The 22,562-nt window shown below is 62.1% G+C and carries 24 protein-coding genes and 1 pseudogene; 15 read left to right on the top strand and 10 right to left on the bottom strand.

What is annotated here, in order from left to right:
- Positions 1–891: amino acid--tRNA ligase-related protein (locus HCZ87_RS12990; RefSeq protein WP_303048845.1), on the top strand; the 891-nt coding region annotated here is incomplete at its 5' end.
- Between the two features lie 286 nt (positions 892–1,177).
- Here the strand turns inward: HCZ87_RS12990 and HCZ87_RS12985 are convergent.
- Positions 1,178–1,897: a response regulator gene (locus HCZ87_RS12985; RefSeq protein WP_167644295.1), complete on the bottom strand. Its 720-nt coding sequence runs from the start codon at positions 1,895–1,897 to the stop codon at positions 1,178–1,180.
- Positions 1,898–2,082: 185 nt separating this feature from the next.
- Between HCZ87_RS12985 and mce the strand changes: the two genes are divergently transcribed.
- Together mce and HCZ87_RS12975 are read left to right on the top strand one after the other, a co-directional pair.
- Positions 2,083–2,487, top strand: coding sequence for a methylmalonyl-CoA epimerase (mce, locus tag HCZ87_RS12980; RefSeq protein ID WP_167644293.1), 405 nt, complete (start codon positions 2,083–2,085; stop codon positions 2,485–2,487).
- A gap of 65 nt (positions 2,488–2,552) precedes the next feature.
- Positions 2,553–2,828 (top strand): DUF1467 family protein, encoded by a 276-nt coding sequence (locus HCZ87_RS12975; RefSeq protein ID WP_167644291.1) that lies wholly within the window; start codon positions 2,553–2,555, stop codon positions 2,826–2,828.
- Positions 2,829–3,125: 297 nt separating this feature from the next.
- Here the strand turns inward: HCZ87_RS12975 and HCZ87_RS12970 are convergent, their stop codons facing one another.
- Together HCZ87_RS12970 and HCZ87_RS12965 are read right to left on the bottom strand one after the other, a co-directional pair.
- A complete protein-coding gene (locus HCZ87_RS12970) occupies positions 3,126–3,818 on the bottom strand; it encodes an EI24 domain-containing protein (RefSeq protein WP_167644289.1) in 693 nt (230 codons plus the stop codon).
- The gene (locus tag HCZ87_RS12965; RefSeq protein WP_167644287.1) at positions 3,815–4,393 is read right to left on the bottom strand and encodes a nitroreductase family protein; all 579 of its coding nucleotides are present in this window, start codon (positions 4,391–4,393) and stop codon (positions 3,815–3,817) included. The genes HCZ87_RS12970 and HCZ87_RS12965 overlap by 4 nt, the downstream gene beginning before the upstream one ends.
- 260 nt (positions 4,394–4,653) lie before the next feature.
- On the opposite strand from HCZ87_RS12965, the pseudogene HCZ87_RS12960 reads away from it, so the two are divergent.
- Positions 4,654–4,923: pseudogene (locus HCZ87_RS12960) on the top strand (DUF167 domain-containing protein); the annotation flags it as partial.
- A gap of 51 nt (positions 4,924–4,974) precedes the next feature.
- Here the strand turns inward: HCZ87_RS12960 and HCZ87_RS12955 are convergent.
- Positions 4,975–5,217 (bottom strand): hypothetical protein, encoded by a 243-nt coding sequence (locus tag HCZ87_RS12955; RefSeq protein ID WP_167644299.1) that lies wholly within the window; start codon positions 5,215–5,217, stop codon positions 4,975–4,977.
- Positions 5,218–5,428: 211 nt separating this feature from the next.
- Between HCZ87_RS12955 and HCZ87_RS12950 the strand changes: the two genes are divergently transcribed.
- The 3 genes from HCZ87_RS12950 (at position 5,429) to HCZ87_RS12940 (ending at position 6,843) form a co-directional block, all read left to right on the top strand.
- Entirely contained in the window at positions 5,429–6,088 is a 660-nt protein-coding gene (locus HCZ87_RS12950; RefSeq protein ID WP_167644283.1) for a M48 family metalloprotease, read from the top strand.
- Between the two features lie 11 nt (positions 6,089–6,099).
- Entirely contained in the window at positions 6,100–6,477 is a 378-nt protein-coding gene (locus tag HCZ87_RS12945) for a YigZ family protein (RefSeq protein WP_167644281.1), read from the top strand.
- A gap of 90 nt (positions 6,478–6,567) precedes the next feature.
- Positions 6,568–6,843 (top strand): DUF6455 family protein, encoded by a 276-nt coding sequence (locus HCZ87_RS12940; RefSeq protein WP_167644279.1) that lies wholly within the window; start codon positions 6,568–6,570, stop codon positions 6,841–6,843.
- 20 nt (positions 6,844–6,863) lie between these two features.
- Here the strand turns inward: HCZ87_RS12940 and HCZ87_RS21065 are convergent, their stop codons facing one another.
- The gene (locus tag HCZ87_RS21065; RefSeq protein ID WP_254868636.1) at positions 6,864–8,417 is read right to left on the bottom strand and encodes a hypothetical protein; all 1,554 of its coding nucleotides are present in this window, start codon (positions 8,415–8,417) and stop codon (positions 6,864–6,866) included.
- Positions 8,418–8,553: 136 nt separating this feature from the next.
- Here HCZ87_RS21065 and rimO point away from each other — a divergent pair, with 136 nt between their 5' ends.
- Both rimO and HCZ87_RS12925 read left to right on the top strand, forming a co-directional pair.
- Complete coding sequence (gene rimO / locus HCZ87_RS12930; RefSeq protein ID WP_167644278.1) at positions 8,554–9,957, top strand: 30S ribosomal protein S12 methylthiotransferase RimO; 1,404 nt, start codon at positions 8,554–8,556, stop codon at positions 9,955–9,957.
- Positions 9,958–10,123: 166 nt separating this feature from the next.
- Positions 10,124–12,061, top strand: coding sequence for an AsmA family protein (locus HCZ87_RS12925; protein ID WP_167644276.1), 1,938 nt, complete (start codon positions 10,124–10,126; stop codon positions 12,059–12,061).
- A 148-nt stretch (positions 12,062–12,209) separates the two neighbouring features.
- On the opposite strand, the gene HCZ87_RS12920 is transcribed toward HCZ87_RS12925, so the two are convergent.
- From HCZ87_RS12920 to HCZ87_RS12905, 4 genes are read right to left on the bottom strand one after another with little or no spacing between them, the layout of a single operon-like run.
- Entirely contained in the window at positions 12,210–13,706 is a 1,497-nt protein-coding gene (locus HCZ87_RS12920) for a phosphomannomutase/phosphoglucomutase (RefSeq protein WP_167644274.1), read from the bottom strand.
- A 24-nt stretch (positions 13,707–13,730) separates the two neighbouring features.
- A complete protein-coding gene (kdsA, locus tag HCZ87_RS12915) occupies positions 13,731–14,564 on the bottom strand; it encodes a 3-deoxy-8-phosphooctulonate synthase (protein WP_167644272.1) in 834 nt (277 codons plus the stop codon).
- 4 nt (positions 14,565–14,568) lie between these two features.
- Positions 14,569–16,323: a capsule biosynthesis protein gene (locus HCZ87_RS12910; protein WP_167644270.1), complete on the bottom strand. Its 1,755-nt coding sequence runs from the start codon at positions 16,321–16,323 to the stop codon at positions 14,569–14,571.
- Entirely contained in the window at positions 16,301–16,960 is a 660-nt protein-coding gene (locus HCZ87_RS12905) for an ABC transporter ATP-binding protein (RefSeq protein ID WP_167644268.1), read from the bottom strand. The genes HCZ87_RS12910 and HCZ87_RS12905 overlap by 23 nt, the downstream gene beginning before the upstream one ends.
- 295 nt (positions 16,961–17,255) lie before the next feature.
- On the opposite strand from HCZ87_RS12905, the gene HCZ87_RS12900 reads away from it, so the two are divergent.
- From HCZ87_RS12900 to HCZ87_RS12890, 3 genes are all read left to right on the top strand, one after another.
- Positions 17,256–17,855, top strand: coding sequence for a uracil-DNA glycosylase family protein (locus tag HCZ87_RS12900; protein WP_167644266.1), 600 nt, complete (start codon positions 17,256–17,258; stop codon positions 17,853–17,855).
- Positions 17,848–18,639, top strand: a complete 792-nt coding sequence (locus HCZ87_RS12895; RefSeq protein WP_167644264.1) for an SseB family protein — start codon at positions 17,848–17,850, stop codon at positions 18,637–18,639. The genes HCZ87_RS12900 and HCZ87_RS12895 overlap by 8 nt, the downstream gene beginning before the upstream one ends.
- Positions 18,640–18,785: 146 nt before the next feature.
- Positions 18,786–19,040: an STAS/SEC14 domain-containing protein gene (locus HCZ87_RS12890; protein ID WP_167644262.1), complete on the top strand. Its 255-nt coding sequence runs from the start codon at positions 18,786–18,788 to the stop codon at positions 19,038–19,040.
- Between the two features lie 66 nt (positions 19,041–19,106).
- On the opposite strand, the gene yghU is transcribed toward HCZ87_RS12890, so the two are convergent.
- Positions 19,107–19,985, bottom strand: coding sequence for a glutathione-dependent disulfide-bond oxidoreductase (gene yghU, locus HCZ87_RS12885; protein ID WP_167644260.1), 879 nt, complete (start codon positions 19,983–19,985; stop codon positions 19,107–19,109).
- 239 nt (positions 19,986–20,224) lie between these two features.
- Between yghU and HCZ87_RS12880 the strand changes: the two genes are divergently transcribed.
- The 3 genes from HCZ87_RS12880 to HCZ87_RS12870 all read left to right on the top strand — a co-directional run bounded on the left by HCZ87_RS12880 (position 20,225) and on the right by HCZ87_RS12870 (position 22,052).
- Positions 20,225–20,995: an NYN domain-containing protein gene (locus HCZ87_RS12880; RefSeq protein WP_167644258.1), complete on the top strand. Its 771-nt coding sequence runs from the start codon at positions 20,225–20,227 to the stop codon at positions 20,993–20,995.
- Positions 20,995–21,381: a DUF4260 domain-containing protein gene (locus HCZ87_RS12875; RefSeq protein WP_167644256.1), complete on the top strand. Its 387-nt coding sequence runs from the start codon at positions 20,995–20,997 to the stop codon at positions 21,379–21,381. Before HCZ87_RS12880 ends, HCZ87_RS12875 begins: the two co-directional genes overlap by 1 nt.
- A 152-nt stretch (positions 21,382–21,533) precedes the next feature.
- Complete coding sequence (locus tag HCZ87_RS12870; RefSeq protein WP_167644254.1) at positions 21,534–22,052, top strand: YHS domain-containing (seleno)protein; 519 nt, start codon at positions 21,534–21,536, stop codon at positions 22,050–22,052.
- Positions 22,053–22,562 lie beyond the last annotated feature (510 nt).

The raw sequence follows: 22,562 nt of genomic DNA, 5'->3' as shown, positions 1-22,562 counted from the left end.
ATCAAGATGCAGGTGGTGTCCGAGCATTTCGCAGGCTCCGGCTTTGCGATCTTTGCCAAGCTGCTGGAGCAGGACGGCACCGAGATCCGCGCCATTCCGGCACCGACCGGCGGCAGCCGCAAGTTCTGCGACCGCATGAACGCCTTTGCCCAGAAAGAGGGCCTGCCGGGCATGGGTTATATCTTCTGGCGCGAGGGTGCCGACGGTATGGAAGCCGCTGGCCCGCTGGCCAAGAACATCGGCCCCGAGCGCACCGAGGCGATCCGCCAGCAGCTTGGCCTTGGTGTTGGCGATGCGGCCTTCTTCCTTGGCGGCAAGCCGAAGGCGTTTGAGGCCGTTGCCGGCCGCGCGCGCAATGTGATCGGCGAGGAGCTGGGCCTCACGGACAAGGACCGCTTTGCCTTTGCCTGGATCGTGGATTTCCCGATCTATGAGAAAGACGAAGAGACCGGCAAGATCGACTTTGAGCATAACCCCTTCTCGATGCCGCAGGGCGGCATGGAGGCGCTGGAGGGCGATCCGCTGGCGGTACGTGGCTTCCAGTATGATCTGGCCTGCAACGGCTACGAGTTGGTGTCCGGCGCGATTCGGAACCACCGCCCGGAGATCATGTTCAAGGCGTTTGAAATCGCCGGCTATGGCAAGGAAGAGGTCGAAAAGCGCTTTGGCGGTATGGTCAACGCGTTCCAATATGGCGCCCCGCCGCACGGTGGCTGCGCGGCCGGCATCGACCGGATGGTGATGCTGCTGGCGGATGAGGCCAACATCCGCGAGGTCATCATGTTCCCGATGAACCAGCGCGCCGAAGACCTGATGATGGCCGCACCGTCCGAGCCGCTGGCGGAGCAGCTGATGGAGCTGGGCCTGCGGGTGATCCCACAGGACGACTGAGCCTCAGCCGTGATCTGATAGTGAAGGAAAGGGCCACCCGATTGGGTGGCCCTTTTTTGTCGAGAGGGGATGGAGTGGGAGATTGGCCCTGTATGCAGGGGGGATGAGGCCTAGGCCTGGATGCCGCGCTCAAGCAGAGCGGGATCGCGGCCCGGTTCCATGGGCTAGGCGCTTCTATGCGCCACGGTCGAGCGGGATTTGCGCAGCTGTCGTTTGCTCAGCCGGGCCTGTGCGCCCAGGACAATGGCCAGCGTGAGCAGGGAAACGATGACACCTTCAACCATGCTTAGATCGCGATCTTGCGGTTCAGCCGCTCGTTCACAAGGTCGGCGATATGGGCGGTTTCAATGGCCAGGGGGCCACCCGATTGACGGGTTTCTCGCAGTCGTGCGGCGGCACTGGCGAGGGGAGCATCACCGACGCTGCGGGCCACACCACCGAGGAACTGCGCCAGATAGTCGAGCGCTCTTTCATCCTCTGCCTCGCCCAGAACTTCGGCGGCATGGGCCATGTCATCGCGAAAGGCGAGAATATCGGGTTCAACCGCATCATCGCTCAGCACGCGGGGGCCAACCGGTTGCCGCTCGGCAGGCAGTTTGGAGAGGATCGCGTTCTGGAAGGCCGCGAGCGAGACGATCGGTTTGGCAAGGAACCCATCGGCGCCCGCCTCCATCGCCTCTGCCTCGGCATTTTCATCGCCGGAGATCCCGAGGATCACCGCCACGCGGGGCGAGGTATTGGCGAGGCTCTCGATCAGCTCGGCGCCATTGCCGTCGGGCAGGCCAAGGTCAATGATCACCACCGAGGGGCGATAGACCTGCAAATGGCGGCGGGCGGATTTCAAACTGTCGGCCCGTCGGATCCTTGCGCCGCTGCGCAGGCACAGAAGGCGCATTGCCTCGCAGGCGTAGCGGCTATCCTCCACCACAAGGATGGTAAGCCCCAACAGGGGGCGGCGACCGTTGCCCAGGCGGCTGGCAGAGGCAAAAAGATCCGAATCGTCCATGTTCTGACCCTCACTGACTAACTCCCTTGACGCTAGGGATTCGGGGCTAACAAGTGCTTAACGCGGCCTGCCGTGACGACAGGACGCGGTGATATACAGCTTTGGCGTGTGCGTGGGGGCTTGAAAGAAACGTGCGGCTTTGTTCTTTACGGTGCAATATCGTATCTCGCCTGAAGGGGGCTGCCATGATTGGACGACTGAACCATGTTGCCATTGCCGTGCCGGATCTGGAGGCCGCGGCAGCACAATATCGCGATGTGCTGGGGGCCAAGGTCGGCGCGCCCCAGGATGAGCCGGATCATGGTGTCACAGTGGTGTTCATCGAGCTGCCCAATACCAAGATCGAGCTGTTATATCCGCTGGGCGAGGGCTCGCCGATCCAGGGGTTTCTGGACAAGAACCCCGCCGGTGGCATGCACCATGTCTGCTACGAGGTGGAGGACATCCTGGCCGCGCGCGATCATCTGAAGGCAAAGGGCGCACGGGTGCTGGGCAATGGCGAGCCGAAGATCGGCGCCCATGGCAAGCCGGTGCTTTTCCTGCATCCCAAGGATTTCAACGGCTGCCTGGTGGAACTCGAAGAGGTTTGACGCTAGATGGCATGGCGCCGGGGATCCTCCCGGCCTAGACGCAGCTTTCAGACAGGAAAGATCTCATGGGTATCACCTCCGGCATCGTGCTTTACGCAGTCACCTGGTTCATGACGTTTTTGGTGATCATTCCGATCCGACTGGAAACACAGGGAGATCGGTGCGAAGTCGTTCCGGGCACCCATGCAGGCGCGCCGGAGCGGCATTTCCTGAAGCAGAAGGCCTGGATCACCACGGGTGTTGCCTTTGTGATCTGGGCGATCCTTGCGGGCATCATTCTGTCCGGGGTGATCAGCGTCAATGATTTTGACTGGTTCGACCGCATTCCCGACCCTGTCTGAGCAGGTAGCAGCGCGGGCGGGACGGAACCAAGAGCCAGGCTCTCCCGCCCGTCGCCGGATGCGGTTTGCAGCCGCTCCCGTTGGGCCGGGCGCCGAACCTGGCGGTTCGGCGCGGGCGCGTGGGGCAGCCTGGCGGCTTGATGTCAAGCGGGCCCTGAGTGGAGAGGCGGGAGCGCCTGCCGCAGGCAGGCGCCGGGCCCAAGGCTGATTGTATCGCATCTTTGATGCGGTGCACAGGCGCGGGAGCCGCCCCCCTTACCCGACAGTGCCGGACTGTGCCGGGAAGAGGGAGATGCCTTAATCCTGTTGCCAAAGCGCGTGGAACAGATGGGTGAAGGTGGCTGCACCGAGGATGGGCACCACCAGGTTCACCAGCGGCACCGAGAGCGGCAGGGCCATCAGCACACCCGCAGCCCAGATCGTGGCCCCATGGCGGCGGCGCAGGCGTTTGGCCTCGGCGAGCCCCAGACGACGCGCCGCCGCAAGGGTGAAATACTCCCGCCCCAGCAAGAACCCATTGAGCCCCCAAAAGATAAACGGCGCGGCGGGCGCAAGCATCACATAGAGCACCAGCGCCATGATATTCGCCGCGATCATCACGCCTAGAAAATTGATGCTGTCGCTCACCCCCTCCCAGAAGGAGAGCCCGGGCACCGGCGGCAGCCCCGGATAGAAGCGCGCCTCTACCGCGTCGGCGACCTCATCCAGAAAGATCGAGGTCATCGCCGAGGCCACCGGCACCATCAGAAAGACGGACAACACCATCATCATCAAGACGGTGCCGTAGGCCAGCACATTGCGCAACCAGGGGACCGGGCCGATCAGCGGCAAGGTGGCCTCGGGGCCGACCAGCCACTGCACCAGCGACATCACCCCAAAGGTCGCCGCGAACAGCAGCGCAATCGCGAGGCCAATACCAAGCAGGAGAACCCGGCGAAAGCGCGGGTCTCCGATCTGGCTCAGGGTTTTGGAAAAGGCGGTGAAAATCACGCGTCGACCCAGCTGGTGAGGGCTTCCACATCCGGGCGCGGGCGCTCCGGCGGAACGGTGCCTTCTGTGGCGATATGGATCAGGCCGGCGATGCGTTCGTTCGGCGCGAGATCAAAAGCCGCCTCGCAAAAGCCCCGGTCGTGGCTGGCCCATCCAGAGAGCCAATTGGCGCCCCAACCGGCGGCCAGAGCGGCGTTCAGCAGCGCCAGACAGGCAGCCCCGGCGGAATAGGTCATCTCCAGCGCCGGGATCTTGGGGCTGTCTTTCTGGACCTCAACCACCACGACCGCGAGCTGGCCGCGGTCAAAATCACCGCGCGCCTTGGCGATATCCTCGGCGGATTTGCCAAGCCGCGCACCGGCCTCTTCGGTCAACCGGGCAAGACGCCCCATCGCGCCCTGTTCCACCACGATAAAGCGCCAGGGCTCCAGCTTGCCGTGATCAGGGGTGCGGGCGGCGGCGGTGAGCAGGGGCATCAGCTGCTCGCGGCTTGGGGCCGGGGCGATCAGCGTCTTGGCGGGGCGCGAGCGGCGGGTCAGCAGAAAATCGAGCGCGGCATCATTGCGTTGCGGCATATGTGGATCCTCATCACGGTTTAGCCCTATGTCGGGCGGTTCTCGGTGGAGTTCAAGGGGCAGGGGCCTTGCATCGGGGCGCGCAGCGGATCAGGAAGAGACACCGAAGGCGCGGGCTGGGATCGTACCACTGTGCTACTTATGCAGGCAGAATGCGGCCTGTCCATGCGCGACAGGGCACAGCGGGCTGGGCAACCACGCACAGGGCGAGGCATGGGTCCCAAGCGGGTCGCTACCGCACAGCAAGGAAGGAGACCGCGATGGCAAAGCCAAAAGCGCGCAAAATGGCAGACCTGAGCGATCTGGCACAACCGGGCGCGGAGATCACTGCACGTGTGACCCCCAAGGCCGCCTTTAACGCGGTGCTTCGCGATGGCGAGGTGATCAAGGTGCTGGTCACCACGGTGCCCGAAGGCGGCAAGGCCACCGCAGATGTGCAGGCGCTGCTGGCCAAGGCGCTTGGCATCGCCCCATCGGCACTGGAGCTGCGGCGGGGGGCGACCAGCCGCGACAAGACATTTGTCATTCTGGACCGGGGACGGAGGCAGGCCCTCGCCACCCTAGGGAAGGCGATCTGTCGCCTAGCCGTCCTTTTCCAGCACCCGCCGATAGACGCCTTCGGGTAGATCCAGCGCGGCGGCGAGGTCCTGCACCTGTTCGGGCGACAGGGTGACGCGCTGAACCGTATTGGTGCGCGGATCGAATTGCTCGACCGTGACACATTCGGCAAAGGCGTTGAGGATCACATCCTCGTTCAGATAGGCCTCGCCCTCGTCAACGAGGGTGATCACGGTGGAATCGAATTCATGCTCGATGGTAAACATGGCCCCAGCTTGCACCTGCATGCCCGGGCTGACAAGCGAGGATCCTGCAAGGAGCGCCGCTGACCGGGATCCAGCCCGGCAATAAGGCACGCGGCTGGGGCAGATCATCACCTTTGCGTCAGGATCCGGCAGGCAGGGCGGCAATACCGGGCAGTTGATTGCGCCTGTGCCGGGATCGGCATAGCTTGGGGAGGAGCAATCCTGGACCACCATGCGCCGCTGTTTGATTCTTTTTGCCCTCTGGCTTGCGGGCTGTACCGCAATGCCCCCCGATGATCCGGCCTATCGCAGCTTTGTTGCGGTGGCGCAGGACGTGGAGCCCGTTGCCGAAGCGGAATGCCTGAGCAAAGACCCCAACCGCAACTGTGATTTCCAGATCGAACTGGACCTGAGCCCCGCAGCGCCGCCCAACGCCTTTCAATCGGTGGATCGCACCGGCCGCCCGGTGGTGGTCTTCACCGCCGCCATGGTGAAGAGCTTTCGCAACGCCGACGAGATGGCCTTTGTGATGAGCCACGAGGTCGCGCATCACATCCTCGGGCATCTGGACCGGCAGCGCCGCAATGCCCAGCAGGGGGCGGTCTTGCTGGGCGAGCTGGTCTCCAAGGAGGGCGGCAGCCCGGAAGAGATTGCCAATGCGCAATATGTCGGCGCGGTGGTCGGCGCGCGCAGCTATTCCAAATCCTTCGAGCTGGAAGCCGATACGATGGGCACGGTGATAAGCCATCTGGCGGGCTATCGCCCCAGCGTCGGCGTGCGCTACTTTGAACAAATCCCCGATCCGGGTGATATGTTCCTCGGCTCTCATCCGGCCAACCCGGAGCGCATTCTGGTGGTCAAGGAAACCATCCGCGCCTATGGGCTGAACTGAGGGGCCACGAGATGACAGCAGAAACGGCGGCTGCGGCGGCGCTGACCAAACTGGGCGTGGTGCTGACGGATCGGGGCTCCAAATACGCGGTCTCCGGCGCGCCGGTCAAAAGCCGGGCCGAGGTGGACGCGGTGCTGGCGGCGCTGAAGGAGGAGCGCGCCTATGCCAAGGCCACCCATAACACCTGGGCGGCGGTGCTGCCCACCGGTGCGCTCAAGGCCGATGATGGCGAGAGCGGCGCCGCCATGGTGATCCTGCGCATGATGGAGCGCGAAGAGATCCAGGATCACGTGATCATCGTCACCCGCTGGTATGGCGGCAAGAAGCTGGGCGGCGATCGCTTTCGCCGGGTCGGCGATGCGGTGCGCGCCTATCTGGAGGCCCGCTGACCCGCCGCAAGACGCGATTTGACCTGCATCAAGGTGGCGCGCCTCGCGTTGCGCTAGTGTGATCGGCGTGAACAGGATCAGGAGCGCGCCATGACCGACCCGGAAACTCTCAAGACACATGCCAATCTGTTTGACCGCATGGGCAAGTCCATGGGCCTCGATCTGGAAGCCGAAGCGGTAGAGGGCAACCTGCGCTTTGAGGAGATCGCCGAGGCGGTCCTGCGCTGTACCCGCTGCGCCTGCCCAAAAGTCTGTGATCGCTATATGGCGGGGCTGGAGGGCGAGATCACGCAAACCCCGGATTATTGCCGCAACGCCGATCTGCTGGCCTACCTCAAGGAAGAGCGCGCCGTGGCGGCGGAGTAATCCGCCACCCGCGCCCAGCCCTAACGCAGCCGAAACCGCTGCCGCAGCGCCAGACCGAGAAAGAACAGGAGCGGCAGCGAGGCGACGGTTTGTAGGCCCGAAAGCACTTGTGCCCAACGGGGGAGTGCCTTGAGCACCTCGTACAGGAACACCCGGCCAAAGCCAAACAGCGGAAACAGATTGGAAAAACTGAGCGCCGCTGCTGTCCCGAGATCGCTTTTTGCCAGAACCGGTGCGACACCGGGGTAGCAAAAAACCATCCAGAACGCCGCGATGCCAACGAACCAGACAGCGGCCAACCACAACAAAGGCCGCTTGATCGAATAGCCATAGTCCGAGAGCCAGCCGAACAGCAGATAGGGCAGCCGCTCAGCACAGCTCCGGCCCGCGCTGGGCAGCCCGGCAAAGTGCATTTCGCGGCGAAAGAAGAAATGCGCCTCCTCCGGCAGGCCTTGCTGGGTCAGCACATGCCGAATGGTGGCGCAGCTTTCGCGGGCATTGACCGGATCTTGGGTCGTTGTCTTCGGCCAATAGGTCAGCCCCTTAAGGGTCTTGTCCTTATCAATCTCATCCTGCGTCGGCTTCTGGCGCGCGGTAAAGCTGGTCTTGTCATGCAGCACCGCACCAGAGAAATCTGGATACCCGTCCCGAAACAGCGCCTGACGAAAGGAGGTTGGTTTTTCAAAATGACAGTCGGTGAACTCCGGCAATCCGGGAGCCGCGCCAACATCGCCAAATCGGGTTTTCGTGAAGTAAGAGAAACCGCTGAAGGTTGCGGAGGCGAACGAGACGCCTTGTTGGAAGGTGGCGAGGTGAAAGGCGGCGTCCTGAGTGAAGGTGGCAAAAGTGAACGAAGCCGTCTGCACGAAGATCGCAGAACGAAAGTCTGCGACTGCTCCGAAGGTACTTTGATTGAAACACGCACTACTATTGAAGTGTGAAGAGATGAACCTTGCCCCCAGGTGAAAACGAACTTCACGAAATTCCGTAGGCGCTTCAAATGTCGCGCCATCGAACTCAGCAGGTTTCACAAAACGCGTACCATAGAAATTTGCTCCCATGCCGAAGTAGGTTTCACGCGCGAAGAAGTCGCTATTGAAATTGATCTGATGCGCCTGCACTTTCCCTTGGAACACAGCGCCGCAGAGATCGGCATGTTTAGTGAATTTTGAGCCGGAGAATTTAACAACCGAACTTCTAAACAGCATCCCATCAGCGTAAAAGTGTTCGCGAAAATCCGTGTTCGAAAAATCAACTGTGTGCCACGGGTCTGGAATAGTTGGTGGGTTTGAACTTTCACCATTGCGTTCAATCCACTGCTCACGAAAGAGGCGCTGAATTTCTTCTTTTTGTTCGTTCCATTGATCAGAAACGGAAAAATCCGCAAGTGGCACTCCAGCGCCATTCATTAAGTTCGCCCGTGCTTCGTCGCTCAACCCCTGGCCAGCCCAAGTGTTCCAGGACATACGGTTCTTGTCAGAATTGGCAAAACTGCCATCGTCGCCATGAAGCGTCATCAGGATGTACCAGGGGTTTTCATTGGCGGGGCGCAGGCCCTCTGGGGTCTTGGGCATCAAAGTCTCGCGTCATTGCAAATCACATCTGCCGAGCTTAGCGCAGCTCTTGCCGCGCCGAAAAGGCCGGTGGAGCGGGCGGGCAGACGCAAATCCTGCATTCCCTTGTGCCCACGCGCGGTCTATATGGCAGCCTATGATCAGCAATCCGCCAGACCTCCGCCCCGACCTCGCGCCGAAACCCACCTTCGGCGATGCGCCCCGTCCCGACCAGCCGACGCTCGGCATGGTGTCTTTGGGCTGTCCCAAGGCCCTGGTGGACAGCGAGCGCATCCTGACGCGGCTGCGCGCCGAGGGCTATGGCATCTCCGCCGATTACAGCGGTGCCGATGCGGTGATCGTGAACACCTGCGGCTTTCTCGACAGTGCCAAGGCCGAGAGCCTGGAGGCCATCGGCGAGGCGCTGAAGGAAAACGGCAAGGTGATCGTGACGGGCTGTCTGGGGGCGGAGCCGGATTACATCCGCGAACATCACCCGCGCATTCTGGCCGTCACTGGCCCGCATCAATACGAGCAGGTGCTGGACGCGGTGCATGCCGCCGTGCCACCCAGCCCCGATCCCTTTGTCGATCTGCTGCCCGCCACCGGGGTCAGCCTGACGCCAAGGCATTTCAGCTATCTGAAGATCTCGGAAGGCTGCAATCACAAGTGCAAATTCTGCATCATCCCGGATATGCGCGGGAAACTGGCCTCGCGCCCGGCCCATGCGGTGCTGCGCGAGGCGTCAAAGCTGGTCGATGCGGGCGTGCGCGAGCTCTTGGTGATCTCTCAGGATACCTCCGCCTATGGGCTGGACCGCAAATATGACGTGAACCCGTGGAAGGATGGCGAGATCCGAAGCCATATCACCGATCTTTCCCGCGCGCTGGGCGAGCTGGCCCCGGCGGATCAGCTCTGGGTGCGGCTGCATTACGTCTATCCCTATCCGCATGTGCGCGAGCTGATCCCCCTGATGGCGGATCCCGACAATGCCGTGCTGCCCTATCTGGATATTCCCTTCCAGCACGCCCACCCGGATGTGCTGCGCCGCATGGCCCGGCCCGCGGCGGCGGCCAGGACGCTGGACGAGATCCGCGCCTGGCGCGAGATCTGCCCCGAGATCACCCTGCGTTCGACCTTTATCGTCGGCTATCCCGGCGAAACGGAGGCGGAATTCCAGCACTTGCTCGATTGGATGGACGAGGCGCAGCTGGATCGTGTCGGCTGTTTCAAATACGAAAACGTCGCGGGCGCGCGCTCCAACGATCTGCCGGATCACGTCGCCGAGGAGGTCAAGCAGGAACGCTGGGAGCGCTTCATGGAGAAGGCGCAGGCGATTTCCGAGGCGAAGCTGGCGGCCAAGGTCGGTCAGGTGATGCAGGTCATCGTGGATGATATCGACGAGGACGGCATCGCCACTTGCCGCACCAAGGCGGACGCGCCAGAGATCGACGGCAACCTGTTCATCGACGAGGGCACGGAGGGGCTGCGGGTCGGCGATCTGGTCACGGTCGAGGTGGACGAGGCGGGCGAATACGACCTCTGGGGCGCGCTGCGCTGAGCCGCGTCCGGGCCGTCTCATCTGTGCGGATCCCGGCAGGATAAGCCCCTGATGCACGGGATGGATTGATCCCGCGCGCAGGGGCTGTAGTCTGGGGCAAAGCCTTGATCGGTGACTGTAAATCCGTGCCGGTCATCACTTCCATTTCCCAGAAGGGATACATTCCATGCGCCTGATTATTCGCATTCTTTCCGCATTGCTGTTCACCCTCGCAGTGGCGATTGCCATTGTGACCTTTCTGCCCGGACAGAAGCTGGCGGAGCTGGTCGGACAGCAGATCGAAAAGCAGACCGGGCGGCAGGTGCTGTTTGGCGGCGATGTGCATTTTTCGCTCTGGCCGGTGTTGGGGTTGCAGGCCAATGATTTTGCGCTGGCCAATGCGGATTGGGCCGGGCCGGAGCCCTTGCTGACAGCCGGGCAGCTGACCATTGGCGTTGATGCGGCGGACCTGATCCGGGGCAAGGTGCGGATCACGGAGCTGAGCGCGATCGTGCCGCAGCTGAACCTGGAAACCCGCGAGGATGGCACCGGCAACTGGGTGTTTGAGACGGCCCCCAACGCCGAGGCGACAGCGGGCGCGAGCACTGAGGAAAGCGACGCCGGTTTTGCCATTGAGGCGGTCAATCTGAGCGGGGCATCGCTGCGCTATGCGCCCTTCGGGCAGGCACCGGTGGAGATGAAACAGGTGGATCTGAGCCTCTTGTGGCCAGACCCCGATGGCACCGCAACCGTGGATCTGACGCTGCGCCCTGCGGGAAAACCGCTGCGCGTTCAGGGCGAAATCGGCAGCTTTGGCGACTTTCTTGCGGGGCAGGCGGCCTCGGTCGGGCTGGATGTAACCCTGCCGGAGGGCAAGGCGCGGCTGGATGGGCGTGCGGATTTGAATGGCAGTTTTGAGGGCCGGGTGACCGCCGAGAGCCGCAACACGGATGCGGTGATGGCGGCGCTGGGCATGACCCCCGCCGGGCTGCCGCAGGGGCTGGGCCACGCGATCACATTTGCCGCCGATACCACCTATGCGCCCGAGGGGCAGCTGAGCCTCCGGGATCTGAGCCTTGGGCTGGATCAGAACCAGCTTGCTGGCCAAGCGGATCTGGATCTCAGCGCAACGCCGATGCAGATCACGGCCGCGTTGAGGGGCGGCCTTCTGGACCTGAGCACGCTGGAGGATCGGACACCCGGGTCGGAGGGGATTGCGCCGACCACGGCCTCGGGCGCGGGCTGGTCCAGCGCGGCGATTGATGCCTCGGGGTTGGGGATGTTTGACGGGCAGATCGGGCTCGATCTGGCTGGGCTCGAGACATCCTCGCTCGATCTGGGCGCCAGCAAGCTGAACATCGCGGTGGAGCGCGCCCGGGCGGTGGTCTCCCTGCTGTCGGTTCAGGCCTTTGGCGGCACGGTTGAGGGCGATCTGGTTGCGAATAATCGCAATGGTCTGTCGGTCGCGGCCAAGCTGCGCTTTGCCGATGTGCAGCTGAGCGACGCGCTGGGGCAACTGGCGGGGTATGACAAGCTCACGGGGCTGGCCGAGGGGACGGTGGATGTCCTCGGGGTGGGGAACTCGACCGATCAGATCATGCGCTCGCTCAAGGGCAGCGGCAATATCCGCATCGGCAAGGGGTTCTTCACCGGCTTTGACCTTCAGTCGATCATGAATCCCAATGGCGGCAATGGTGGCACCACGGTGTTTGAGGCACTGAGCGCCAGCTACACCATCGCTGATGGGGTGCTGCGCAACGATGATTTCCTCGCCACGCTGAAGGCCCTGCGCGCGGAAGGCGCCGGGCGCGTTGGTATTGGTGCGCGGGATCTGGATTACACCTTTACGCCAACCGCCTTTGCCACCGCCGAAGCGGCCGGGGTGTCGGTGCCGGTGCGCCTGAGCGGGCCCTGGTCCGATCCGAAAATTCGCCCGGATCTGAGCGCCCTGGTGCAGCCGGAGCTGGACAACGCCGAAGAGAAAGCCAAGCAAGCGGTGAAAGACAAGCTGAGCGAGGAATTGGGGGTGCCGGTGGAAACCGAAGAAGACCTTAATGACGCGTTGAAGAAAAAGGTCGAGGAAGAGGCTCGCAAGCAGCTGTTGAAGTTCCTTGGCGGAAATTGAGCTTTAGGGGGCGCTGCCCCCTCGGCGCCGGGGCGCCTCACCCCCGGGATATTTCTGAAAAGATAAAAAGGTTGTCTGAGGGGATCCGGGCACAAAAAAGCCGCGCAAGCTGGGGAGCTGCGCGGCTTTTTGTTTTTTATTGAATGGCTTATATGGTTTGGTCGTAGTCACCAACATTGGGTTCGGTGCGAATGACCGCGTCGATATCGGCAAAGATCGCGCGCATTTCGGCCTCGCTCTCGGAGCTTTCACAGACCACCACCAGGTTCGGCGTATTCGAGGAGGCGCGCACCAGCCCCCAGGAGCCATTGTCAAGGATCACGCGGGCGCCGTTTACGGTGACCCCCTCCTTGATGGCGCGACCGGCGAGAGTTTCGCCCGCCTCGGCCTTGGCGACCAGTTTCTGCACCAAGCGCGCGAGAATGTCGTATTTCTCGGTATCGGAGGCATAGGGCGACATGGTGGGCGTTGACCAGGTTTTCGGCAGCGCCTTGCGCAGGTCAGACATTTTCATATCCGGGTTGCGGTCCATGAGTTTGCAGATCTCGACCGCGACGCGCATGCCGTCGTCATAGCCACGGCCAATGGGTTCAGCCATGAAGTAGTGGCCGGATTTCTCAAACCCCGCCAGGGCGCCGATCTCGTGCACGCGGCGTTTCATATGGCTGTGGCCGGTCTTCCAGTAGTCGGCGGTGACGCCATTGGCCTGGAGCTCTGGGTCGGAGGCAAAGAGGCCGGTGGATTTCACATCTGCCACGAAGGTCGCGTTGGGATAGATCTTGGAGAGATCGCGCGCCATGATCACGCCGACCTTATCGGCAAAGATCTCCTCGCCCTCGTCATCGACCACGCCGCAGCGGTCACCGTCGCCGTCAAAGCCAAGCGCGAAATCCGCACCCGAGGCTTTGACGCTGTCGGACATGTCGTGCAGCATCTCCATCGCTTCGGGGTTGGGGTTGTAATGCGGGAAGCTGTAGTCAAGCGTGTTGTGGCTGGGCACCACCTCGACGCCGATACGTTCAAACAGGGCGGGGGCAAAGGCCGAAGCGGTGCCATTGCCGGTGGCGCAGACGACCTTGAGGTTGCGGGACATTTTGAAATCGCCCACGAGGTCGTCCATATAGGCGTCCCAGACGCCATCGACGAACTCATACGCACCACCCTCGCGCGCCTCGCCCTTGCCGTTCAGAACGATGTCTTTCAGCTCGCCCATCTCGTCGGGGCCATGGGTCAGGGGCATGGTGAAGCCCATCTTGACGCCGGTCCAGCCGTTGGGGTTATGCGAGGCGGTGACCATCGCCACGGCGCAGCCCCCCAGGTGGAAGGAGGAAAAATAGGCCATCGGCGTGATGCAGGGGCCGATGTCCTTGACCTTGATGCCCGCCTGCATGAGGCCGAGGATCAGCGCGTTTTTGATCGCCAGCGAGTAGTCGCGATAGTCGTTCCCCACCGCGATCACCGGCTCGACGCCGTTCTTGATCATCTGGGTGCCAAGGCCGAGGCCGAGGGCGGTCATGCCGGGCAGGTTGATCTCGTCCGGGTATTTCCAGCGCGCGTCATATTCGCGAAAGCCGGTCGGCTTGATCATCGGATCACGCAGAAAGTTCCAGGTGTTCGGGGTCACATCAGAATGAGGTTTGGTCATTGGAAAAAACAGGTCCTTCGGGATTTACAGGCGGATCGGGTTGGCTTTTGCAAGCGCGTCAAACCCCATCAAGGTCTCAATCAACTGCGGCATATCGCGGAGGTAAATCATATTCGGCCCATCGGAGGGCGCATTGTCCGGGTCCTCATGGGTTTCGATGAAAACTGCGGCAATGCCCAGGGAAACGGCGGCGCGCGCCATCACCGGGGCAAATTCGCGCTGACCGCCGGTAGACCCACCCTGACCACCCGGTTGCTGCACCGAATGGGTGGCATCCATCACCACCGGATAGCCGGTCTGCGCCATCCGGGGCAGGCCGCGCATATCGGCGACAAGGGCGTTGTAGCCAAAGGAGGTGCCGCGCTCGGTCAGGAGGATCTTGTCGTTGCCGGTGCTCGCGACCTTGGCGACGACATTATCCATGTCCCAGGGGGCAAGAAACTGGCCTTTCTTGATGTTCACGGCCTTGCCGGTGTTGCCAGCGGCCAGCAGCATATCGGTCTGGCGGCACAGGAACGCGGGAATTTGCAGGATATCGACCACGTCGCCGGCGACGCGGCATTGCTCCTCGGTGTGGACATCGGTCAGCACCGGCACGCTGAACATGTCGCGCACGCCTGCCAGAACTTCCAGTCCCTTGTCGATGCCAAGCCCGCGTTTGCCCGAAAGCGAGGTGCGGTTGGCCTTGTCATAGGAGGCTTTGAACACGAACTGTGCGCCGACGGCGTTGCAGGCCTCTTTCATCTTGCCGGCGATCATCTGCGCGTGATCGGCGCTTTCCAATTGGCAGGGGCCGACAATGACGGTCAGCGGACAGTCATTGCCAATGGTGAGACCATTGATGTCGATTTTTTTCATGAGCTTACGAAGAGACCTGTTCCCGGAGAATGGATGCCGTGAGGGCACACATCAGGTAGATACCGGAAAAGATCAGGAAAGCCAAAATCGTATTTTCGAACTTGCGCGGATAGGAGGGCGTGTCGGCGGGAACCGGCTCGACCGCGGTGGTCAGGTAGCGCACCTGGCGATTGGCCTCCATCCGGGTCTGTTCCACCTGTTGCAGCGCTGATTGCAGCATCATGTCGCGGGTGGCGAGGTCGGCCTGCGCCATCTGGATCTGCACACTGAGCGCGGCCAGCGAGTTTTCACCTTCCGAGGCGTCGGTCATACGCTCGTTCAGATCGGCGATCAGGGCTTCGAGCCGTTTGACATCCGCCGCGACGCCTTCGACCTTGGCGGCATTGGGGCGCAGGTTGTCCTCCAGCGCGGCCAGCTCCAGTTTCTTTTGCTGCAACTGGATCTCGAAGGTGTTGATCTGCGAGCGCAGGGAGGCAATCACCCCCTCCGGGTCAAGCACCGTGCCCTGCTGTTGCAGTTCTACCAGGCTGGCCTGGGCATCGCGGCGACGGTCTTCGGCGATCTTCAGCGCCTCTTCGGCATCGCCCACCTGATCGTCGCGCTTTTGCTCGGAAAGATGGTTCACCTTTTCCTGCGCGTAGGTAATCAGGCGGCGGGAGAATTCGGCCGCGATCTCGGGTTCGGCGGCGGTGACCTCCAGCCTGACCACCCCTTCGGTGGGGTCGTAGCCGATTTTTACGTTGCGGGAGTATATCTTATAGGCGTCATCATTTGTTGCGCCGGGGTCGAGACGCTGAATCGGGTCAATCCAGTCCTGGGTGAAATGGGCGCGAAACCCGGCCTCCTGGTCCAGACGGCGCATGGCCTCCTTGGATTGCAGATAGGCCTGCACGGCGATCGAGTCCTGGCTGGTGGCAAATTGGGTGCCGCTGAGCAAACCGCCAAAGCCCGCAGTCCCGGCGGCATCGGCCTTGAGCACCAGGAATTCCGATTGCGAGGAATACATCGGCGTCGCAAGGGCGTAGAAATAATAACCGGCGATGAGCGTCGGGATCAGCACAAAGGCCCCGAGCCGCGCCCCAAGCAGCCCCATCTTGCGGCGTCGGCGACGGGCAATGTCGCGCTGAATCGACTGGATCTCTCGATTGCGACGTTCGACGGGGCTAAGCGCGCCTGAGGTTGGCGGCGGCGGTGGGGTGGCACCGGCGGGCAAGGGCTGGCGCGCGGAAGGAACGGGTTGCGGCAGCGGTTGCGCCGTATGCGCCGGGGGGGGGGCGACGGCGGGCTGCGGTGGCTTCTGGGCCTGTTGTTGGGGCTGTTGCTGGGCCTGGGGAACAACCAGCTCCAGCATGTTTGAGCGTTTGAACGGATCAATGCCGCGTTGGCGCAGCAGCCGCACCGCATCATAGTCCGAGGTCGCGGGCAGGTCGTGTTTCTGGGCCACCCGGCGCGCCAGGCGCAATTGCCGCCCGGTCAGCCCTTCGCGTTTGATGGTGTCAATATCGGTCGAGGCGTTTTGCTCCGCCGCCGAAGCAACCTGACCGCTGCGCGGGGCGGATGCCGCGGCGGACGGCGGCACCTCGGCCGGGCGGGGGGCTTGCACCGCAGCTGCCGCCTGTGGCGTGATCGGGCTGGTACTGGCGGCGGCCTGTTGCGCCCCCCCCTGCGGCGGCGGCACGGGCTGCGCGCTCGCGGGCGCGCCAGCAGCGGTCGGGCTGCGCCGGATGCGGAATTTCTTAGCCTTGGGTTTCGTAGTCATAGAGCTGTTTCGCTTCTTCCAAGGTTTCAAACATATGTAGCTGCCCATTTCGGAGCACGGCGGCGGCGTTGGCGAATTTCTCCAACGTGCGCGGTTGGTGCGAGACAATCACGATGGTGGTGGTCTCCAGCCGCTCTTGCAGGATACTGCCTGCCTTGCGGTTGAACTCCACATCCGTCGAACTCGGCATGCCTTCGTCAATCAAGTAGATATCAAAATCCAGCGCCAGCATCAGGGAAAAGGAAAACCGCGATTTCATCCCCGAGGAATAGGTGCCCAAAGGTTGGTCGAAATATTCGCCCAGCCCGCAGAGCCACCGGCAGTAGGATTCCACATAATCGGGATCAAGCCCATAGAGACGGGCAATATAGCGGCTGTTTTCCATCGCCGAAAGCCGTCCGACAACGCCGCCCATGAAGCCGAGAGGAAAAGAAATCTTGCAACCACGGTGGATCTCACCCTCGTCGGGTTTTTCCAGCCCCGCCATCATGTTGATCAGGGTGGTCTTGCCGGTGCCATTGGGAGCGAGAATGCCAAGCGAGGTCCCCAGGTTCACCTGAAAGGACACCTGGTCCAGGATCACCTTGCGCTGGGTCCCGGTCCAATAGGATTTGCTGACATTTACGAATTCCAACATGGCTTGTTCGGTTTCTGCCTCTTGCCTCGTTATGCGGTGAAATGGGTCAATCCCATCCTACCTAATATGCGGTGTCGCCGCGGAAAAGACCTGGTGCGGCCAGGCAGCAGTCCCCGGAATGGCAGACTGCCTTGCGACCCCTATCACAGGACGGTTAACGACTTACGTGCCGAATCGGGCGCAAATATGTCGAATTTGAGCAATCCATCTGAACTCTCGCATAGGTGAATGCCCGTGGCGAGACGGGCGAAAACGCGCTAAACCGCAAGCGGAGCCTCGGTCCGGCAGAGCAGTGATGACGCAGATATCGAAATTAAAACAACAGATTGCAGGCTGTCGCCTCTGTGCTGCGCGGTTTGCCGCAACGCAAACCGCCCATAAACCGCGGCCAGTGGTCTGGTTCGCGCCCGGAGCGCGGATTTTGATCGCGGGGCAGGCGCCGGGCCTTCGGGTGCATGAAAGTGGTAAACCATTTACTGACCCGTCGGGAGATCGGCTGCGCGATTGGCTGGGGCTGACCGCCGCGCAATTCTATGATCAGAGCCGGGTGGCGATTGTGCCGATGGCGTTCTGCTTTCCCGGCTATGACGCCAAGAAGGCGGATCTGCCGCCGCCCCGCATTTGCGGCGAGACCTGGCACGATCAGGTGATGGAGGCGCTGGGCGACATTCGCCTGCGCATCCTGGTGGGCGGACATGCGCATCGCTATCACCTCGGCAGCCGGACAGGCGTGACAGAGGTGGTTCAGGGATGGCGCGACCATGCGCCGGGTGTCTTTGCCTTGCCTCATCCGTCCTGGCGCAATACGGCTTGGCTGAAACGCAATCCCTGGTTCGAGGCGGAGCTGCTGCCGGTTCTGCGCGCCCGGGTGAAGGAGCTGATGAGCAATGACTGAGATGACCCCGCTGGATCTGGCCCATGCGGCGATGGAGGCGGCCCCGGGCGAGGATGCGACGCGGCTGCGCTTCTTTGAGCGGCTCGCCGATAGCGAGCTGTTCCTCCTGCTGGAAAAGGAACCCGAGGGAGACCGCATCAGCCCAGATGTGTTTGACACCGGCGAGGGGCGGTTTGTGCTGGTGTTTGACCGCGAAGAACGGCTGGCGGCCTTTGCCGACCGGATCGTGCCCTATGCGGCGCTGTCGGGGCGGGTGATTGCGCAGATGCTGGCGGGGCAGGGGATCGGGCTTGGCGTCAACCTGGAGGTGGCGCCCTCGTCGATCCTGATCCCGGCAGAGGCCATGGGCTGGCTCGCCGAAACCCTCGCCAACGCGCCGGGCGAGGTCGAGGCCGCCATTGCCGAGGTGCATCCCCCCAAAGGGCTGCCGGAGGCGCTGCTGACAGCGCTGGACGCCAAGCTCGCCACGGCAGCGGGGCTGGCGCAATGCGCCTATCTGGCGGCGGTAACCTATGAGGGCGGCGGCAGCGGGCATCTTCTGGCCTTTGTCAACGCCCGCGAGGGGGCCGAAACAGCGCTGGCCAAGGCGGTAGGGGAGGCGCTGACCTTTTCCTGCATCGAGGCAGGGGCGCTGGATGTGGGCTTTTTCGCCGCCAGTGCGGAAATCTCGGGCCATTTGGCGCGCATGGGGCTGCGGTTCGAGCTGCCCGAGCCACAAAGCGCGCAAAGCTATCAGCCCATCAAGCCGGGGTCGGACCCGGATAAGCCGCCACGGCTCAAGTAACGGATCCGAGGGGCGCATCACGCCCCTATTGCGCTGCGATCACGGTGATTGTGACCGGAACACGGGCGGACGGGCCGCTTTTGTCGCAGGCCGAGACCTTGGCGCGCTGTCTCTTTGTCATATCTCAGTGACAAAAGGATTGCGCCATGATCGAAGTTCAAGCAACCGGCGAACACGGCATTCTGGACGTGCGGATGACAGCGCCCGTCACCGAGGCCGACTACCGCAACATCCTGATGCCAGCGCTCGATACCGCAATCGCAGAAGGAGACAGGCTCCGCCTGCTTGCCATTCTGGAGGCCGGGGTCGGGGATTTTACCTTTGGGGCGCTGGGGGGGATCGACGCCAGGCATTTTCGGGCTGAGGACATCGCCGAAGCGCAATCCTGGCTTCAGTCGTAGCAAAGCGGCGCGGCGGCATAGAAGAACCGCGCCGCCGGGGCCGCGCGGTTCGGATGAGGCTTGCGCTTATTGCGCCGCTTCTGCTTCCAGTTTGTCCTGGGTCTTGGTCTCGAAATCCGAGGCGTCATGGCGGTTGCGCAGCTGCGAAGAGAGCTCGCCCATGGCGCGGTTGACCATGCGGCCCCGTTTCACGGCTGGCCGCGCATCAATGGCTTCGGCCCAACGCAGCACGTTTTTATAGCTCTTCACATCCAGGAATTCTGCCGCGTCATAGGCACGACCCAGCACCAGTTGACCGTACCAGGGCCAGATGGCGATATCGGCGATGGTGTAGTCTTCGCCGGCGATATAGGTCTTGTTGGCCAACTCGCGGTCCAACACATCGAGCTGCCGTTTGACCTCCATCGCAAAGCGGTTGATCGGATATTCGAATTTCTCCGGCGCATAGGCATAGAAATGGCCAAAACCGCCGCCGAGATAGGGCGCGGAGCCCATTTGCCAGAACACCCAGTTCATCACCTCGGTGCGGGCGGGGCCGTCCTTGGGCAGGAACTGGCCGAATTTCTCTGCCAGATGCAGCAGGATCGAGGCGCTCTCGAACACCCGCACCGGCGCATCGCCAGAACGATCCTGCAAGGCCGGGATCTTGGAGTTCGGATTGATATCGACAAAACCGGAGCCAAACTGATCGCCCTCGCTGATGTCGATCAGCCAGGCGTCATACTCGGCCTCGGTGATGCCCAGCTCCAGCAGCTCTTCAAACATAACGGTGGCCTTGACGCCATTGGGCGTGGCCAGGGAATAGAGCTGGAACGGATGCTTGCCGACCGGCAGCTCCTTGTCGTGGGTGGCCCCGGCGATCGGACGGTTGATCGAGGCAAACCTGCCGCCGCTTTCTTGTTCCCAGGTCCAGACCTTCGGAGGGGTATAGGTTGTGTCGCTCATGGAGGGCCTCTTTCTGTCAGTATAAAATGGTCGAGGCGCGCAGTGTCTGCGGCGCTGTTTGATATCACCTAGGGACGATAGTCAAAATTCCAATGACTGGAAGGTCTGGCGCGGAAAAAAATCGTGATGCCCGCGCTGGCGCGGGGAACCCTGCGGCAATCCGGGGCTATGTGGTTCCTATTTCCGCAAGGCTTGTTATGTAGAAGGGGCTATTCTCTTGAAAAACGACAGGACACCCTATGCCCAGCAGCGACAAACCCCCTCTTCTGGCCGTCCTGATCGACGCGGATAATATCTCGGCCAAACACGCCGAAGTGATGTTCGAGGAGATCGCGTCACTGGGAGAGGCCAGCATCCGGCGTATCTATGGCGATTTCTCCGGCGGCGGTCCGCAGGGCTGGAGCAAGGACAAGCTGGCCGCCTTTGCCATTGTGCCGCATCAGCAATTCGCCAATACCACCGGCAAGAACGCCAGCGATATCGCGCTGGTGATTGACGCCATGGATATTCTGCACTCGGGTCGCTTTGACGGCTTTGTGCTGATTTCTTCGGACAGTGATTTCACCCGGCTCGCCAGCCGTATCCGCGAGCAGGGGCTGGATGTCTACGGCATGGGCATGCGCAAGACGCCCGCCGCCTTTGTGCGCGCCTGCAAGCGGTTCATCTATGTGGAAAACCTGCTGACCGAGACGCCAAAGCCCGCGCAGAAGCCCAGGACCAAGCCCGAGGGCAGCCCGCCAGAGCCGGTCGCGCCGCAGCAACAGGACGATCAGGCACCCGCCAAGCTGGAAGATCCGCAAAAGTTGGTGCTGCGGGCAATGGATGCGATCAGCCAGGAGGACGAGTGGTTCTCGCTTGGCCAGATCGGCCAATATATCACCGCCGCCTCGCCCGATTTTGACACCCGCAGCTATGGGCACCGCAAGCTCTCTGACTTGATTGCCACCTTGAAAGTGCTGGAAACCCGGCAGGGCGAGGGCAACCAGATCCTGGTGCGGAGGCTCGACTGATGGCGGAGGAGGTCGCGGCGCTGCGCTGGCAAAAGGCCGAGGGCGCATTGCTCTGCGCGGTTGGCATCTGGCTCTATGCGGGGGCCGAGATGGTACTGCCGGTCTGGGGCGCGGTGCTGGTGTTCTTTGCGCCGGACCTCAGCTTTCTGGGCTATCTCCTGGGCCGTCGCATTGGCGCGTTTTGTTACAACCTGGTGCATATCTACGCCTTTGGGGTTGTAACCTTGACCTTTGGTCACCTGTTGCAGATGCCGCTTCTGTGGGAAATGGGCGTGCTTTGGCTGGCGCATTCCGGCTTTGACCGGATGCTGGGATATGGCTTGAAAACACCGCTTGGCTTTGAGGTTACCCATCTTGGCCGCATCGGGCGCAGCCGCGCGGGCTGATCTGGCCGGAGCGCGCGCAAGCCCCACCAGAGGCTGTCACGGCCGCTGTTAAGTCAACACAGGCGCGTGAGAGCGGCTTCGCAAATGGCGGGGCGTGCGTATTCTCTCTCAAGCCCCGCAGCTCCTGCGGCGGACAAAGAGAGGATTTCGAGATGAACCGTTTTGCACTGGCTGCCGTGGTGGCCCTGTCATTTGGCGCCCCTGCGTTTGCGGGGGAGCAATTTGTCGATGAGACTGGCTTTGCCGTCTCCGGCTATGATGTCGTGGCCTATCGCGACCTGACACAAGCCCCGGTGGGGCAGGACCAGCCCGCTCCGGTGGCCGGTCACAACGACATCACCGCAGACTACAACGGCGCCACCTTTGCGTTCGCCAGCGAGGAAAATCGCGCCAAGTTCCTGGAAAACCCGGAACATTATGCGCCGCAATACGATGGTCACTGCGCCTATGGCGTCGCCAAGGGCGGCAAGGTGCCGGGCAACCCCACCCTGTGGCGCATTGTGGACGACAAGCTCTATCTGAACATCACCGACACCGTTGCGGGCTTCTGGGAGGAAGACATTCCCGGAAATATCAACCTCGCCGAGGGCAATTGGCCGTCGATCGACGGCAAGCCCGCCTCGACCAATACAATCCCCAATTTCTCCTCGCCGGCGCCGGAGCACGAATAAACCGCAGGCCCAAGCCATCCGAGCAAAGCCCCGCTGTCAGGCGGGGCTTTCATTGTCAGATCAAGCTGTGTTCGGTGTATTGGCGATCACCGCAGAATTCCGCTGTTGGGGAGGTGCGTTTCTCTTGCGGTGAAACTCGGCATTGCACCCTATTTGCTAGATGCAGCGCAGTCGTTGAACGGCGGCCATGCGCAGGGAGCAGCCAGTGCAAAGTTGCAAACTGTGGTTGCTTTTTGACACGTGACCGACCGAGGCTATCGTGCTGCGGTGTCTCTTATCTGCAATTCGATCACCTTCGTCTCAATGCCGGTGTAGGCGTAAAGGGCCCGTGCCAACCGCGCTGCACCTTTGTCACAAGTAATAAACATCGCACACCGTGCTGCATTCTCGATGTGGACCCCATCACGGAACTGTCCTCGAAAATGCTGCATCCGGCGGTAATCCCCCCGTTTCTGCGGGGACTTGGTCGTAGAATTTACGCGGCCGTTCTCAGTTTCTGGGCGGGGGTCA

It is taken from the genome of Phaeobacter sp. HF9A (assembly GCF_011806385.1).
Taxonomy (GTDB): Bacteria; Pseudomonadota; Alphaproteobacteria; order Rhodobacterales; family Rhodobacteraceae; genus Epibacterium.
Note: the sequence above shows the minus strand (reverse complement) of the source record. Positions and strands in the feature narration are given on the sequence as shown.